Raw genomic sequence first — 15,560 nt, 5'->3', positions numbered from 1 at the left:
CATCCAGGTCACCTTCGGGCGACGGTTGACTTGATGACGTTTCGGGGTAATTAGCACCCATCGGTTGGCGTAGATATTGACAGACCGGTCATCTGTTCGCAACATATGGGAGAGCGCTCTCCAACGTGGTACCCGCGCCACCGGTTCCCTCGACGGCACCGGCGACGCGTGCCCCCGCACGCCGTCGCGACCCCTGCCTGCGACGGCTCCCGTCCAATCCTGGGAGTTCCGTTGAGAACACCACACGCACTCCGAAACCGACTCCGGCGACTCACCACCCCGTTCGGCGTCGCCGGGGTCATCATGTCCATGCTCATCGCGTCCCTGGCCGTCGGCGCGATCGAGCTCCAGGCCGCCGGCGCCGCCGTCGGCACCCCGCTCTCGCAGGGCCGACCGGCCCTCGCCTCCTCGACCGAGCTGGGCGAGTCACCGGCGGCGGCAGCGTTCGACGGCAACGGCACCACCCGCTGGGGCAGCTCCTGGAGCGATCCACAGTGGCTACGGGTGGACCTCGGCGCAACCGCCAGCATCTCCGAGGTGGTCCTCCAGTGGGAGGCCGCGTACGCCAGGGCCTTCCAGATCCAGACCTCACCCGACGGCAACGCCTGGACCACCGTCTACAGCACCACCAACGCCACGGGCGGCACGCAGACCCTCACCGTCACGGGCAGCGGACGCTACGTACGGATGTACGGCACCCAGCGCGGCACCGGCTACGGCTACTCGCTGTACGAGTTCAAGGTCTACGGAACGCTGAGCACCACTCCCCCGCCGACCGGGGGCCCCGGCTACGTACCGGCCAATCCACCGGTCACCGGCGTGGTGCCGTCGACGGCGACCCCGCCGCCGACCAACCCGCCGACCACCCACCACGAGTTCCAGGCGAACTGCTCGGTGAGCCGCGGCAACCTCAACGACGACCCGATCGTGTTCTTCGGCCTGCCCGGCGCTTCGCACTCGCACACCTTCATGGGCAACACCACCACCAACGCCAACACGACGCTCCCGTCGTTGCAGGCCGGTGGCACCTCCTGCATCACCCCGGGCGACAAGACCGGCTACTGGATGCCGACGCTCTACAACGGTGACGCCGCCGTCCAGCCGGTCGGACGCCAGGTCATCTACTACAAGAGCGGTGTCATCGACTACCGCAGCGTCCGACCGTTCCCCCCGGGCCTGCGGTACGTGGTCGGCAGCCCGTCCGCCACCCTGGACGACTTCCGCAACTCACCCGGCGCCGTCGAGGGCTTCGAGTGCGGCGACAGCGTCCGCAACTGGGACATCCCGGCGAACTGTGTCGCCGGCAGCCAACTCAACCTCCGGTTCCAGGCCCCGAGCTGCTGGGACGGCCGGTACCTGGACACCCCGGACCACAAGTCGCACATGGCCTACCCGGTGATCGGGGTCTGCCCGTCGTCGCACCCGGTGGCCGTACCGATGATCGAGTTCAAGATGGCGTGGCCGGTCAGCGGCAACATGTCCAACGTCCGCTTCGCCAGCGGGCGCGGCTACTCGTTCCACTACGACGTATACAACGCGTGGGACCCGCCCACCCTCGCCGCGCTCTCGTCGCACTGCATCAACGGCGGCCTGCAGTGTGACCCCCGGGGCTTCGACCAGTACAAGCCGAACCGCGGCGCGGCCCTCAACGAGAACTACGTCCTGCCGTAGCCGACGGCCGGGCACTCCCCCGACGGATCCGGTACGGGCCGCTGACGCCGCCCGCGCCGGGTTCGCCGGCGAGTACCCGGCCCTGACCAGGCGCAGTTAAGATCAAGTCCGTGGAGTCGCTCGACACGTTGCTCGCCGCGCACCGCGCGTACCTGCTCGGCTGGAACGTCGGCACATCCGCGGACCCGGAGCTGCTGACGTACCGCAGCGAGGTGCCGCACGCGACCCTCAACGGTGTGGTCCGGGTGTCCGGTCGTACGCCGAAGGACGCGCTCGCCGAGGCCCGCGACCGCCTCGACGGCGTACCCCGGGTGTGGTGGGCCGGGCCGGACAGCGATGCCGGCACCGCCGACGGCCTGCTCTCGCTCGACGCCGTCCACCTCGCGGACCTGCCGATCATGACCATGAAGATCGACCGGCCCGCCGCCGTCCCCACGCCGGCCTGGCTGCACATCAGCGAGACAACCGACCTGGACGAGTTCGTCCCGGCGTACGGCCGGGTGTCCGGAATCCCCCCGGCGGGCATGCAAACCGCGATCGACCGGGAGCGGACGTTCGCCGGCGACGGCACGGTGGTCAGGCTGGCCGGTCGCCTCGATGACGGCCGGATCGCCGGGACGGCCGTCGCCTGGCTGAGCCACGACCTGCTCACGCTGTACTTCGTCGGCACCCAGCCCGAGTTCCGGCGTCGGGGCATCGGCACCGCGATGACGGTGGCCGCGATCGACCTGGCCCGGGAACGAGGCGTACGGGTGGCCGCCCTCACCTCCAGCCCGCCCGGTGAGCCGGTCTACCGCCGCATCGGCTTCCGTACGGTCGGCACGTTCCGGCTGATGTCGTTCTGACCTTCCCGCACACGCCCGCCCGCAGGTCCGCTCGTCAGGCCGGTGGCCAGTTGCGGAGTACGGCGTCGAGGGCGTCCAGTGCCCTCAACCAGGAGACGTCCGCCTCGCGCGGGCTGTGCCGGAACCCGCCCACCCTCTCCAGGCTCACGTACCCGTGGAAGGTGCTGTGCAACAGCCGTACGCAGTCCGTCTGATCGGGCTCGGACAGCTCGTAGCCGCGCAGGATCGCCCGGGTCATCTCCGAGTGCCGGCGTGCCGCGCTGCCGGCCGCGGTCACCGGGTCGAGTTCGACCTGCATCGCGGCGTACCGACCCGGATGCTCCTTCGCGTAGGTCCGGTAGGCGTTCGCGAAGGCGACCAGCGCGTCCTTGCCCGCGCGCCCGGCCAGGGCGACGGCGACCCTGTCCGCGAGTTCCGCCAGGGCCAGTACCGCCACTCTCACCCGGAGGTCGTGCGCGTTCCTGATGTGTGAGTAGAGGCTGGCGTCCCTGACCCCGAAGCCGCGCGCGAGCGCCGAGACGGTCACGTTCTCCAGGCCAACCTCGTCGGCCAGGTCAGCCGCCGCCTGCGTCAGGCGTTCGACGGTCACCCCCGCGCGTGCCATGCGCCTCTTCCCTTACCTAGAGCCTCTAGGTTTCCGCTTATTGGTTCGCTGGTTTTCTCTAACGAGTGTAGCTTTTTGGCTATGGAACCCCTAACCGAGCGGGACATCCGCGCGTCGTTCGTCAACTGCACCAAGGGCGAGGTGAAACGCCTGGCCATGCCCCGGGATCTGGCCGAGCGGCCCTGGGACGACCTGGACTTCCTCGGCTGGCGGGACCAGGCGGCGCCCCAGCGGGCCTACCTGGTCACCCGATCCGGAGACGGGGTGACGGGCGTGGCGCTGCGGTTGGCGTCATCGCACGCCGGGCAGGCACGACGCAGCATGTGCTCGCTGTGCCTGACGACCCACCCGGGCGGCGGCGTCTCGCTGATGACCGCGCGGAAGGCGGGGCCGGGCGGGCAGCAGGGCAACTCGGTGGGCATCTACATCTGCGCCGACCTGGCCTGCTCGCTCTACCTGCGCGGGAAGAAGTCGGCCGCGCCCGGCGGGCGGCTGCACGAGTCGCTCACGCAGCAGGAGCAGATCGAACGGACCTCGGCCAACCTGGCCGGGTTCCTGGACCGGGTGGTCGGGTGACCACGGGACCGAACAGGCCGGCGGACCAGCGGCTGGACGTACTCCTGATCACCGGATCGAAAAGTGTCGGGCACCCGCTGTAACGTGCCACCCACGCCGGGTCCCCGTGCCCGAACGGGTCTACGCGGGGCACGGGCGAGTGTGACCTGTGGCCACGCCTCGTTCGGGGGCACGCGCAGGATTCGACCGAGGAGGATCCGTGATGACCACGTCCACCCGCCGCAGCCGGGTTGCCATGGTGTCCGACGTGGAAGCCGAACGGCTCGACCTGGCCGATCTCCTCGACACCCTCGACGACCACCAGTGGCAGGCCCGGTCGCTCTGCGCCGGCTGGTCCGTACGCGAGGTGGTCGCCCACCTCACACTCGCCGACCGCGAGTTCACCAGCACGATGCTGCGGCTGATCCCGGCCCGTGGGGACTTCGACCGGGTGACCGCCGAGATGGCCCGCGAACGGGCCCTGCGGTACAGCCCCGGCGACCTCGTCGCGCAGTTGCGGGAAACGGCCGGGCGGCCCCGACTGTTCCCCATGAGCAGCCCGCTGGACCCGCTGACCGACATCCTGGTGCACGGACAGGACATCGCCCGACCGCTCGGGCATGAGCGCCCGATACCCGTCGAGCGGGCGCGTCCGGTGCTGCAACACGTGTGGCGGAGCTTCTTCTACGGCGCCCGGAAACGCTTCACCGGGCTGCGGTTCGTGGCCACCGACGCCGACTGGTCGGCGGGCGACGGCCCCGGAGAGGTACGCGGACCAGCCGGCGATCTGCTCCTCGTCATCACCGGTCGGCGGGCGGGGCTGACCGGGTTGACCGGTGACGGGCAGGCAGAGGTCGCGACCAGGCTGAAGTAGCCCCGGTGGCATGCCACGGGTGCGGGGACGGGACCGTCGCGGCAGCCCTCGCCGACGCCCTACCGGTAGTAGCCCTCGACCGGGATCCGCGCCTCGTCGAGGAGGGCCGGTCCTTCGTGCGGCACGGACGGGAACCCGCCGGACGGCTTCAGCGCCAGGAGTTGCTCGTTGGACAGGGCGTACACGACGCGGCCGAGCCCGGAGCGTTCGATCGCGCCGGTGCACATGTTGCACGGTTGGCAACTGGTGTACATCGTCGTACCCGCCGCCGTGTCGGGCGCGAGTTCCCGGGCCGCCCACCTGGCCAGTTTCAACTCCGGGTGGGCGGTGATGTCGGCGTCGGTCAGCGAGGTGTTGCGTTCCTCGGCCAGGACGGCACCGTCGGGGCCCACCAGCAGTGAGCCGAACGGCGGGTTGCCGCCCGTTCTCGCCTCGGCCGCGAGTTCGATCGCCCGGTGGAGATGCCGCTTGTCGTCCTGGCTCATGGTTGCTCCGTTGTCCTGGTTGGGCGGTTGTCGATTCACCGGATCCACGGGTCGCGACGGGCGGAGCCACGGTTGCGGGGGCGCCGGGCAACCCTGGGATGGCTCGGAAAGCCTATCCAGGCGCGGCCGGCGACTGAAGAGACTTCTCACGGCGTACGGGAAGATCGGCCGTGGGTGTCCCGGTACTCTTGCCCGATGGCCGAGAATATCGACGCAACGGACTGGTCGATCCTGGTCGAGCTGCAACGCGACGGTCGCATCCCGCTCACCGAACTGGGGCGACGGGTGAGCCTGAGTGCCTCCGCGACCACCGAACGGGTCAAGCGGCTGGAGACCGCCGGGGTGATCACCGGCTACCGTGCGGAGGTCGACCTGGTGAGAGCCGGCTTCCCGATCCTCGCCGTGGTACGTCTGAAGTACCCGGGCAGCCAGCACCAGCCACTGCACCGGCTGCTCGGCGAGCGCCCCGAGTTCCTCGAGTGTCTGCGTACCACCGGGGACGACTGTTACGTGCTGAAGGTGGGCGCCACCTCCATGGCCCACCTCGAACGGCTCATCGACGAGCTGGCCCAGTTCGGCAGCACCACCACCAATCTCGTCTACAGCCAGCCCCTGCCCTATCGAGGACCACGGGCCCCGTCGTGACGCTCCCTCGCTGTTCCGTCATCCTCGTGCGCCAGCGTGGATCGACCACCGACGGAAGTGGCCCGGGCCGTCGCGACCCGGGCCACTCGAACGATGCTGACGGCGTTACCGGGCCTGGGCGCCGACCGGGCCGTTGACGAAGACGAGGGCGTCACCGACGCCCCGCTGGCTGCCGCCGCTCGGCTGGTTGACCAGTTCACCCTCGACCGACATGGTGGTGGAACCGCCACCGTCGAGGTTCATCGCGTCGCGCAGACCCAACGCGTCGGCGACCACCGCCGTCTCGGCCATCGTGGTGCCGACACTCGAGGTCATCCGGCCGTCGATCGTCGCGAGCACGATCCTGCCGTCGCGGGTCGTCCCGACGATGGTGCGGGGGTTGCGCGCGAAGAAGCTGTCCGAGGGCGAGCCGACCGGCACCACGATCTCACCGCCGGCGGTGAGCCGGTAGCGGCCGTTCACCCCGAACAGTCCCGGACGGAGGTTGAGCTTGTTGCCCTTCTCGTTGATCAGGGTGTTGGTCTGCTTGACGCAACCGTTCGCGACGTTGAGCAGGGTCAGGGCATCCTGGCCCGTCGCCTGGAGCGACGTCTGGTCCGGCGTCAGCGCGGTGCCACGGGTCGTCGACGTGCGAACCACGCAGCCGCGCTCGTCGAGGACCACCTCGACACCGGGCCCGGACGGGGTCGCGGCGGCGAATTCCGGGGTGAACTGGACCACGTCACCGGGCACGGTGCACCGGGTCTGGTCGGTGAGGGCGGCGCATCCCGCCGGGACCACCGGCGGGTGGTTGATGAACTCCAGTGGCAGCGTGGCCTTGGTCCGTACGTTCTTGACGGTGCCGGTCCACTGCAGCCGACCCATGAGGACGACCTTGTTGGTGTTGGCGTCCACCACCACGTCGACCTCGGCGGCGTCGGTTCCCGGCTCGCTGAGCAGCTTCCCGTCGAACAGGCCCAGACCGACCGGGTCACCGGGGTACTGCGCGCTCGCGGTGAAGGTGAAGAAGGAGGCGTTGACGCCGGCCAGCGCACCCGCGGAGCGGACGAGGTCGGTGGTCGTCTCGACACCCGCCAAGTCCGGCCCGTACGTCGCCGCCAGGTGCCCGCTGGTCTTCTTCGGATCGATGGTGAGGACGTTGACGACCCAGGGACCACGGGTGGTGGTGTTGATCTGGTCAGCCGGCGCCGGCTCGGTCCCGCGTACGACGTGGGTCAGCGTGACGCCGCTGGTCAGGGGCGTGATGACGCGCGTTTCGGTGAGGTTCGTATCGCCCAGCGGTAGGACGTCGCTGCTGGCCATGGCTTGACTGCCCGGAACCAGACCGAGGCCGACCGCCGCGACGACGGTCGCCGCGATAGCTCCGGCCCGGCGGAACGGGGATGCCGAGGGGTTGTACGAAGTCATGATCATGATCTTTCGCCGTCAACCCGACATCGCTCCATCACGAACGTTGGCCGATGAGCCAACTTCGGGTGACAAAACGAGACCGCGGTTTCGGCCCTCGCTCGGGATCCGGAAGGCTGGCGTCCGGATTCCACCGATGGTCCGGTCCGTCCCCCTTCTCTTGCTACGGTTGGGACGAATGCCCGGATAGTCGCGCGGGGTGGTGACCGATCCCTCTCACCGGACGGCGGGGCGGACGATCCCGCGGAACCTCAGGGGGGTCGACGGCATGTTCGACGGATTCGAGGAGTTCGACATTCCCACGTCGGGGGCGACGATCCACGGCCGCCGTGGCGGCAGCGGTCCACCCGTCCTTCTCCTGCACGGCATTCCCGAGACGCACCTGATGTGGCACCGGGTGGCGCCGCGACTCGCCGAGCACTACACGGTGGTCGCCACCGACCTGCGCGGATACGGCGACAGCGGCAAGCCGCCGAGCACCGCCGACCACGAGCCGTACAGCATGCGGGCGACCGCTCGCGACCAGGTCGAGGTCATGCGGAGTCTGGGCTTCGAGCAGTTCAGGCTCGTCGGACACGATCGGGGTGCCCGGTGCGCGTACCGGCTCGCCCTCGACGAGCCGGGTGCGGTCACCCGGCTCTCCGTCATGGACGTCGTCCCGATCGGGGACGCGTACGGCCGCGCCGAGCGGAAGTTCAGCCTCGCGTACTGGGTCTGGTCGTTCCTGGCCGCACCGGAGCCGGTGCCTGAGCGGTTCATCGACGCGGCACCGGCGGTCCTGGTCGACTTCATGCTCGACACGTGGCCGGAGGTGAAGGACGCCTTCCCGCCCGAGGTACGCGCCGAGTACGTCAGGAAGTTCAGCGATCCCGCCACCGTGCACGCCATCTGCGAGGAATTCCGGGCCGCCTCGACGCTCGACTACGAGCAGGACGAGGCGGACCGGGGAAAGCGGAGGATCGCCTGCCCCGTGCTGTTTCTCTGGAGTCAACGCGGCTCGGTCGCGAAGCTCTATGACGACCCGCTCGGGATCTGGCGGGGATGGGCCGACGACGTCCGCGGCGGGCCGGTCCCGGTTGGCCACTTCATCCCGGAGGAGGCTCCCGAGGAAACCACCCGGCAACTGTTGGATTTCCTGCGGTAGGCGTCCCGCCGCGCGTGGTGATTCATCGACCACCGCCACTACAATGTCAGCGGTGTTGGTGGTCCAGGTGCTCGGCCGCCTGCGGGTGTGGCACGGTGATCGTGAGCTGGACACCGGCCCACCCGCGCGCCGCCTCGTTCTGGGCGTCCTGGCGCTCAACGCCGGGCGGCTGACGACCCGACGCGAGCTGATCGAGTCACTGTGGGGCGAGCGGCCACCGTCGAGCGCCGTCAACGTGTTGCACACCCACGCCAAGCACCTGCGCCGGCTGCTGGATCCGCAGCGCAGCCCGCGCGGCCAGGACGGCGTGCTGTCGACCGTCGGCGACGGGTACCTGTTGCGGCTGCCCGACGACGCCCTGGACCTGCATCGCTTTCGCCGGATGGTGAGCGCCGCACAAGCCGCCGAAGGCAACGGTGACCCGGGCCGAGCGGCGGCCGTCCTCAGCGAGGCGTTGCGGCTGTGGGAGGACGATCCGCTCTGCGACGTGCCCGCACTCGAAACCCACCCGGCGGTCTCGGGTCTCCGGGCGGAGCGGCGCCGGGCCCAGTTCGCCTACTGGAACCTGATGCTCCGGACGAGCGACGCGGCCGAGATCATCGCCACGTTGGTGGTCGAGGGGGCCGCGCACCCGCTCGACGAGACCGTACAGGCGATGTTGATCCGGGCGTACCAGGCCATGGGGCAACGGACCATCGCGTTCGAGCGCTACGAGGCGACCCGCCGGGCGCTCGCCGACGATCTGGGCGTGGATCCCGGGCCGGAGCTGGCGCAGGCTTACCGTCACCTGCTCGACGAACCGGTCAACCACCGCCCGTCGGGAATTCCGCACCAGCTTCCGGCGCCGGTGCCGGATTTTGTCGGCCGTACGCGGGAGCTCGCCCTGCTCGACGCCGCCCACGGCACCGGCTCCCCCGGTGTGGTCGTGGTCTGCGGCACGGCCGGTGTGGGCAAGACCGCGCTCGTCGTGCACTGGAACCAGCTCCGTCGCGACCGTTTCCCCGACGGCCAGATCTACCTCGACCTGCGTGGCGACGACCCCGGACAGGCCATTTCCGCGCAGGAGGCGTTGGGTCGCCTGCTGACCGCCGTCGCGGTGCCCGATCAGGACATCCCGCCCGACATCGAGTCGCGTGCCGCTCGTTGGCGGACCGAGACCGTCGGGCGCCGGCTGCTCGTGCTGCTCGACAACGCGGCCTCGGCCGGGCAGATCCGACCGCTGATGCCGGGCAGCCACGACACCCTTGTCGTGATCACCAGCCGCGACAGCCAGGCGGCGCTGGTTGCCCTGCACGGGGCACGCCGGATCGAGCTCGACCTGCTCCCGCCACCGGACGCCGCCCAACTGCTCAGCAGGCTGCTCGGGGAGAGAGCCGCCTCGGACCCGGACAGCGTCGACTCGCTCGCCGCCATCTGTGCCCGGCTCCCCCTCGCGCTGCGCCTGGCCGCCGAGTACGCGGGAGCGCAGGCACACCTTCCGCTGTCCGGCGTCGTGTCGCGGTTACGGCGGGCCAGTCCGCTGGACCTGCTGGACGACGGAGGAGGCGGTGCGGCGATCCGGCAGGTGTTCGGCTGCTCGTACCAGCGCCTGGGCGCCGGGGCGCAGCGTCTGTTCCGGCTGCTGAGCCTGAACCCCGCGCCGTACTCGACGCTGGCCTGCGCGGCGGCGCTGGCCGACCTGGACGACATCGCCGCGGCACGACTGCTCGACCAACTGACCCGGGCGCACCTGCTGCGGTGCGACTCGTCGGGACGGTACACACTCCATGACCTGCTGCGCGCGTACGCCGCCGAGCTGAGCGTGGCCGTGGACGGCGAATCCGAGCGTGCGGCCACGGTCGACCGGTTGCTGGAGCACTATCTCGGGACCGCCGTCGCCACGAGCGACGTCCTCTACCCGGGGTGGAGCGCGAGCTGGCAGCGTGCCGGTCTTGCCCTCAAACCCGGCGGTACGACGATCTCCCCGGCCGCGGCTCTGGCGTGGTTGGACAGTGAACTGCTGTCGTTCGCCACGATCTGTCAGTTCGCCCTGAACAACGGTCGGCCGGAGTACGCCGTCAACATCGCCTCCGCCCTCTATCGATATCTCGAGGCGGGCCACGGTGTCGAGGCCGAGTCGATCCACAGACACGCCATCCGGGCCGCGCGGGACCTGGGCGACCCGGCGGCCGAGGCGCACCTGCGTACCAACGCCGGAGTGATCCAACGCCTGCTCGGCCGGTACCCGGCGGCAACCTCGGAGCTCGGGCAGGCTCTGGCGCTGTACGGCCGTACCGGCAACCGGCACGGCCAGGCGCGGGCCCTGTCCAATCTCGGCATCATCGAGGAACGGACGGGCGACTTCGTCTCGTCGATCGCCCGCCACAGCAGGGCCATCACGCTCTATCAGGAGATCGACGACCTCTTCGGCCAGGCTTCGGCGCTGACCAACCTCGGCAACGTCGAATCGGCGGTCGGCGAGCAGCGGCGGGCGGCACACCGGTTCCAGGAAGCGCACGATCTCTTCGCCGCGCTCGGCGAACGCTCCGGGCAGGCCATCGCGCTGACCAACCTCGGCGGGATCCACACCACGCTCGGCGAGCCGACCCTTGCCACCGCCCGGTTGGGTGAGGCGCTGGACCTCTTCCGCGAGATCGACCACCGCGAGGGCGAAGCGACGGCGCTCAGCAACCTCGGGGCCGCACTGAGCCATCAGGGCCGGCACCGGGAATCCCTCGGGTACTTCGAGGACGCCCTCCGCATCTTCCGCGCCATGAAGCACCGTTACGGCGAGGCGAGCGCCCTGAACGCCATGGGAGAAGCGCTGCGTGCCATGGACCTGGGCGACGAAGCGATCGAACGGCACCGGCTCGCCCTGACGATCGCCACCGAAACGGGCGACGAGGACGAGCGGGGCCGTGCCGCTGCCGCCCTCGCGAGCCTCGATCGAGGCCGCCCGGCGGACCAGTGATGCTCTCTCGGGTGCTGCTGAGCGGCAGTTGCCGGCAGGGCATCCGGACCGGTGGCCGGGCGGCCCGGGAGGCGCCGCCCGGCCGGACGCTCAGGGCACGACGTCGAACACGTCGTTGTTGATCACGCGGTTGTTCACGTAGAAGCGGTTCAGCTCACCGCCCCCGCTGCTGTTCTCGAACGCCGGGATGTAACAGACGTTCCACCCGCCGTTGTCGCCGGGTTGCCGGACCTGCACCCAGTCGATCTGGCAGCCGGCGAAGGTACGCCCGTAGGAGTGCCCACCGGTGAACGCGCCCTGCAGGGTGGAGGCGAACGGATACTCGTCGCAGCTGTATCCGCTCGGGGCGGTGTACATGCCGGGGCAGGCCCGGTTGTGGTTCTGGGTCTGGTTGAAGGAGTCGGTCATCCGGGTCAGGGTCCCGGGCAGGTTATGGGCGAGGGCCATCCGGATGTGCTGCACATAGCTGCCGTTGGCCGGGCTCGGCCGGTAGGCCGGCCGGATCGACGGGTAGACGCAGCCCGGCTGGTTCAACCCGGGTACGGCGTTGTCGCAGCGGAACTCCGGGCTCGACGCGCCGACCGCGTTCGACTCCGGCGGGCTCCAGGTGGCGTTGAGGAACCAGAAGTACAGCATCATCCGGGCCTGGTGGACGGCACCGGGGGCGGTGGCGGTCGTCCCGGCGTTCAGGATGAAGTTCGCCTGCGCCCCGACGTAGTCGAAGCGCTGGAGCCCGCCGCCGGTGAACCCGTTGCAGCCGTACTCGCAGTAGCCCTCGTGCGAGACGAAGGTCCCGATGACCTGACCCAGGAGGGCGGTGGCCCGCACCGTGACGTTGTACCGTGGCCGCCCGTCGATCGAGCCGAGGTCCGCCATGAAGGTCGCGGTCATGTCGATGATGCCGATCAACTGACCGGACGGAATGAGGTAGACGTACAGCGTGAGCGGTGCCGTGGCGCAGGCCCCGAACCGCTCGTACGCCCACGCTCCGTTGCCGCAGGTGACGGCGGTACCGGCCTTGTCCGGGGCGGCCTGCGCGGGCGCTGTGGTGCGGGTCGGCTTGCCCATCTCGACACAGGTCGCGGTGCCGCCCTTACCCGCGGCCTTCCGGGTCGCGGCTGCCAGCACCGGTGCGCAGGCGTCCGGCAGCGCCCGTTGCGACAGCGTGCGCGCGGCCGGATCGGCGGGTGCCGCCGCGGCCGGCTGCGCGGGCAGTAGGGCCACGGCGCATGTCACGGCCACGGCCAGCGTGAGCAGGCGCCTTCGTACGTGGGAATGGGGCACGTGTCCTCCTCCGGAGTCGGTGGCGGTCACCCATCGGGGAAGACGGAAGACCGGCTGGCCGCAACCTAGCGAGGCGCACTGGACGGCCTCTGGCGCCCGACTGGACGTACCGCCGCAGGATCACTCTTACTGGTAGCGCGGTCCCACCCCTTTCCAAAATCGAAAATGGTACGGAAAGGCCGGACAATCGGGCCCACCGCCCAGTCCATAAGGGTCAGATCGTGACATCTTTCATGGCGCCGCCGATCCTGCGGATCGCTATGCGTCGGGTGGACCAACTGGAGCAGGAGCAGGACGTCGAAGGCGCCGCAACCGGTCGGTGATCGGTTCACCGCAGTGCCGACGGCGGCAGCGGGGCTTCTCCGCGCCCGCACCGGGAATTGGCGGTGCGCGGCGTCAGAGGACCTGCGCGAGGAACTGTTGGAGCCGCTGGCTGCGGGGGGCGTCGAACACTTCCGCCGGCGGGCCCGCCTCGACCACCCGGCCACGGTCCATGAAGACGACAAGGTCCGCGACCTGCCGCGCGAAGCCCATCTCATGGGTGACGACCACCATGGTCATCCCCTGTGACGCCAGATCCGCCATCAGGGCCAGGACGCCCTTCACGAGCTCGGGGTCGAGCGCCGAGGTCGCCTCGTCGAAGAGCATGACCTGCGGGGACATCGCCAACGCACGGGCGATCGCCACCCGTTGCTGCTGGCCGCCGGAAAGCTGCGCGGGGCGCGCATCGGCCTTGTGGCGCAGACCGACCACATCAAGGTGGTGCAACGCGACCTCTGCCGCCTCGTCCGCCGGCAGTCGCCTGAGTTGTCGCAGTGCGAGCGTCACGTTCCGCAGCACGGTCAGATGGGGGAACAGGTTGAACTGCTGGAAGACCATGCCGATCTGCTGACGCAGCCGGTCGGGGTCGCGCCGCAGCACGCTCTCCCCGTCCAGGAGCACGTCGCCGCGGTCGGGCTCCAGCAGGCGGTTGACGGTTCGCAGCAGGGTGGACTTTCCCGACCCGGAGGGGCCGATGACACACGCGGTCTGCCCCCGCTCGACGTCCAGATCCACTCCGCGCAGCACCTGGTGACGGCCGAACGCCAGGTGGATGTCACGGGTCGACAGACTCACCGACCCGCTCACGGCGGGATGTGGGTCCATTGCGGTGACCACTGATTGATCATGCTCAGACACGTGCTGCCCCTCCCGCAGTCGCAGAACTCGCCGTACCGGTGCCGAGCGTGGTGGGCTCCTCCTGGTCGGGGCCACTCACGCCTGCGTGCCGCAGCCGCCGGTCGATTCCGTTCACCACGTGCGTCAGCGGCACCGTGATGACCAGATAGAAGAGGCCGGCCAGGAGGAGCGCGGACTCGTTGCCGGTGTTCGCGGCGTAGTCCTGGCCGACCCGGAACAGGTCCCGCTGGCTCGCGAGCAGGCCGAGAAAATACACCAGGCTGGAGTCCTTGATCAGCGCGATCAGTTGGTTGACCCACGCCGGCAGGATCCGCCGGACCCCCTGCGGAATGATCACCAGCCGCATCGACGTCCGGTAGGACAGGCCGAGCGCCCGGCATGCCTCCAGTTGACTGGCCTCGACGCTCTGGATGCCGGACCGGAAGATCTCACCGATGTAGGCCGCGGCGATCAGCGACAACGCGAGAATGCCGAGCGGGTACGGGTTCGGACCCCACCAGGCCATTCCGAGCGGGGCGAGTCCGACCCCGATGAGCAGGATGGTGACCGCCGCCGGCAGACCCCGGAACACATCCGTGTAGATGCGTGCCGGCCAGCGCAGCCAACGGGTCCGAGCCAGTCCGGCGACAGCGAGGAGCATGCCGACCAGGGTGCCCAGGGTGGCCGAGATCAGCGCAAGCAGCAGGGTGTTGCGCAGGCCGACAGTGAGCATCTCGGGCAGGGCTTCGCGCATCGACTCCAGGTCGAAGAACGTCTCCCACAACGTCTTGAGGGTATCCATCGCCTTACCTGTCTCGAACCCGTTGACCGGTCACCCTCGGATCAGGCCGAGGGGGTGGCGGCGGGACTCGTCCTGACCGCCGGGTACGCGACGTTGCCGCTGCCGGGCTTGAAGGTGTCCGGGACAGGACGTCCCGGGTAGTACTGCTCCTGCAGCCGGGTCCAGGTGCCGTCCTCGATCACCTGGTCGAGACCCTTGTTCAGGGCCTCGCGCAGCGCGTCGCTGCCCTTCGCGACCGCGAACGCGGTCGGCGCGGAACTGAGCTGCTTCTCCACCAGGACGATCTTTCCGGCGCTGTCCTGGGCGGACTTCTCCCCGATTTCGGCCGGCGAGATCCAGGCGTCCGCGGTCTTTGCCTTCAACTGGTTGATTGCGCCGTTGTAGTCCGGGACGCGTACCGGATCGAGCCCTTCCTTGGTGGCATAGTCATCCTGGACCGTGCCCTGGACAACAACCACCCGGGTGCCCTTGAGATCCGCAAAACTCTTGATCGGCGACCCGGCCGGTACGTCGAGACCGAAGTAGCCGAAGTCATACCCGTTGCCGAAGTCCACCGTCTTCTTACGGGCCTCGGTGATGGTGATGGAGGAACTGCCCACGTCGAACTTGTGGTTGTTGACCTGCGCGAGCAAGGAGGAGAACTCGGTGCCGACAAACTCGACCTTCAGCCCCACCTTGCCGGCAACGGCGCTCAGCAGGTCGTTGTCGAAGCCGGTGAACTTCCCGTCCTTGAGGTAGACGTTGGGCGGGGCGTCGCTGAGCGTACCGACCCGGAGGACACCGGGTTGGAGCAGCTTGTACGGGTTGTCGGCCGAGTCGGTGGACGACGACGAACCGCAGCCGGCAGCAGCACCGACCAGCGCGAGGGCCGCGGCGGCGGGCAGCAGACGTGCGAGGACAGATGACAGACGCATGTGTGGAACTCCAGAAAAATGCGCGCGGCATCGCCGCCGGAGTACCGGCAGGAATGGTGGCGCGACAGCCTGACCCGGACGGCGTGTTACAGCCGTTTCAGGAATGGTGGGAAAAGATGCCGGCGCGGTGTGACGACCGGCAGTCGGGTTCAGCCGTGCTGGCGACAGAGCATGGTGCTGGTACGGCACAGGTCGACATGCCGACGCCACCAATGCCACGTG

General features: G+C 69.5%; 14 protein-coding genes. 7 read left to right on the top strand and 7 right to left on the bottom strand.

Annotated elements, in window-relative coordinates:
• The first annotated feature begins 309 nt into the window (after positions 1-309).
• Positions 310-1,671 carry a DUF1996 domain-containing protein gene (locus tag ACWEFB_RS33390; protein WP_452291920.1) on the top strand — a complete coding sequence of 454 codons (1,362 nt, stop codon included), beginning with the start codon at positions 310-312 and terminating at the stop codon, positions 1,669-1,671.
• Positions 1,672-1,781: 110 nt separating this feature from the next.
• The gene (locus ACWEFB_RS33385) at positions 1,782-2,516 is read left to right on the top strand and encodes a GNAT family N-acetyltransferase (RefSeq protein ID WP_452291879.1); all 735 of its coding nucleotides are present in this window, start codon (positions 1,782-1,784) and stop codon (positions 2,514-2,516) included.
• A 34-nt stretch (positions 2,517-2,550) separates the two neighbouring features.
• On the opposite strand, the gene ACWEFB_RS33380 is transcribed toward ACWEFB_RS33385, so the two are convergent.
• Positions 2,551-3,120: a TetR/AcrR family transcriptional regulator gene (locus ACWEFB_RS33380; protein ID WP_452291877.1), complete on the bottom strand. Its 570-nt coding sequence runs from the start codon at positions 3,118-3,120 to the stop codon at positions 2,551-2,553.
• Positions 3,121-3,201: 81 nt separating this feature from the next.
• Here ACWEFB_RS33380 and ACWEFB_RS33375 point away from each other — a divergent pair, with 81 nt between their 5' ends.
• A complete protein-coding gene (locus ACWEFB_RS33375) occupies positions 3,202-3,696 on the top strand; it encodes an FBP domain-containing protein (RefSeq protein ID WP_452291875.1) in 495 nt (164 codons plus the stop codon).
• A gap of 202 nt (positions 3,697-3,898) precedes the next feature.
• Positions 3,899-4,549, top strand: a complete 651-nt coding sequence (locus ACWEFB_RS33370) for a maleylpyruvate isomerase family mycothiol-dependent enzyme (protein ID WP_452291873.1) — start codon at positions 3,899-3,901, stop codon at positions 4,547-4,549.
• Positions 4,550-4,608: 59 nt separating this feature from the next.
• Here the strand turns inward: ACWEFB_RS33370 and ACWEFB_RS33365 are convergent, their stop codons facing one another.
• Positions 4,609-5,034 carry a nucleoside deaminase gene (locus ACWEFB_RS33365; protein WP_452291871.1) on the bottom strand — a complete coding sequence of 142 codons (426 nt, stop codon included), beginning with the start codon at positions 5,032-5,034 and terminating at the stop codon, positions 4,609-4,611.
• 195 nt (positions 5,035-5,229) lie between these two features.
• On the opposite strand from ACWEFB_RS33365, the gene ACWEFB_RS33360 reads away from it, so the two are divergent.
• The gene (locus ACWEFB_RS33360) at positions 5,230-5,679 is read left to right on the top strand and encodes an Lrp/AsnC family transcriptional regulator (protein WP_326559227.1); all 450 of its coding nucleotides are present in this window, start codon (positions 5,230-5,232) and stop codon (positions 5,677-5,679) included.
• Positions 5,680-5,784: 105 nt separating this feature from the next.
• Here ACWEFB_RS33360 and ACWEFB_RS33355 read toward each other — a convergent pair whose 3' ends face one another.
• Positions 5,785-7,038: a phosphodiester glycosidase family protein gene (locus ACWEFB_RS33355; RefSeq protein ID WP_452291918.1), complete on the bottom strand. Its 1,254-nt coding sequence runs from the start codon at positions 7,036-7,038 to the stop codon at positions 5,785-5,787.
• A gap of 316 nt (positions 7,039-7,354) precedes the next feature.
• Between ACWEFB_RS33355 and ACWEFB_RS33350 the strand changes: the two genes are divergently transcribed.
• Both ACWEFB_RS33350 and ACWEFB_RS33345 read left to right on the top strand, forming a co-directional pair.
• Positions 7,355-8,230 (top strand): alpha/beta fold hydrolase, encoded by an 876-nt coding sequence (locus ACWEFB_RS33350; RefSeq protein ID WP_452291868.1) that lies wholly within the window; start codon positions 7,355-7,357, stop codon positions 8,228-8,230.
• A gap of 52 nt (positions 8,231-8,282) precedes the next feature.
• Positions 8,283-11,180 carry a tetratricopeptide repeat protein gene (locus tag ACWEFB_RS33345; RefSeq protein WP_452291866.1) on the top strand — a complete coding sequence of 966 codons (2,898 nt, stop codon included), beginning with the start codon at positions 8,283-8,285 and terminating at the stop codon, positions 11,178-11,180.
• Between the two features lie 90 nt (positions 11,181-11,270).
• On the opposite strand, the gene ACWEFB_RS33340 is transcribed toward ACWEFB_RS33345, so the two are convergent.
• The 4 genes from ACWEFB_RS33340 to ACWEFB_RS33325 all read right to left on the bottom strand — a co-directional run bounded on the left by ACWEFB_RS33340 (position 11,271) and on the right by ACWEFB_RS33325 (position 15,338).
• The gene (locus ACWEFB_RS33340) at positions 11,271-12,464 is read right to left on the bottom strand and encodes a NucA/NucB deoxyribonuclease domain-containing protein (protein WP_452291864.1); all 1,194 of its coding nucleotides are present in this window, start codon (positions 12,462-12,464) and stop codon (positions 11,271-11,273) included.
• Positions 12,465-12,860: 396 nt separating this feature from the next.
• Entirely contained in the window at positions 12,861-13,610 is a 750-nt protein-coding gene (locus tag ACWEFB_RS33335) for an amino acid ABC transporter ATP-binding protein (RefSeq protein WP_452291916.1), read from the bottom strand.
• 25 nt (positions 13,611-13,635) lie between these two features.
• Complete coding sequence (locus ACWEFB_RS33330; RefSeq protein WP_452291862.1) at positions 13,636-14,424, bottom strand: amino acid ABC transporter permease; 789 nt, start codon at positions 14,422-14,424, stop codon at positions 13,636-13,638.
• 41 nt (positions 14,425-14,465) lie between these two features.
• Entirely contained in the window at positions 14,466-15,338 is an 873-nt protein-coding gene (locus ACWEFB_RS33325) for an ABC transporter substrate-binding protein (protein ID WP_326559231.1), read from the bottom strand.
• Positions 15,339-15,560 lie beyond the last annotated feature (222 nt).

Source organism: Micromonospora sp. NPDC004704, from assembly GCF_053601675.1.
This window is presented reverse-complemented; position numbering and strand designations above follow the sequence as displayed.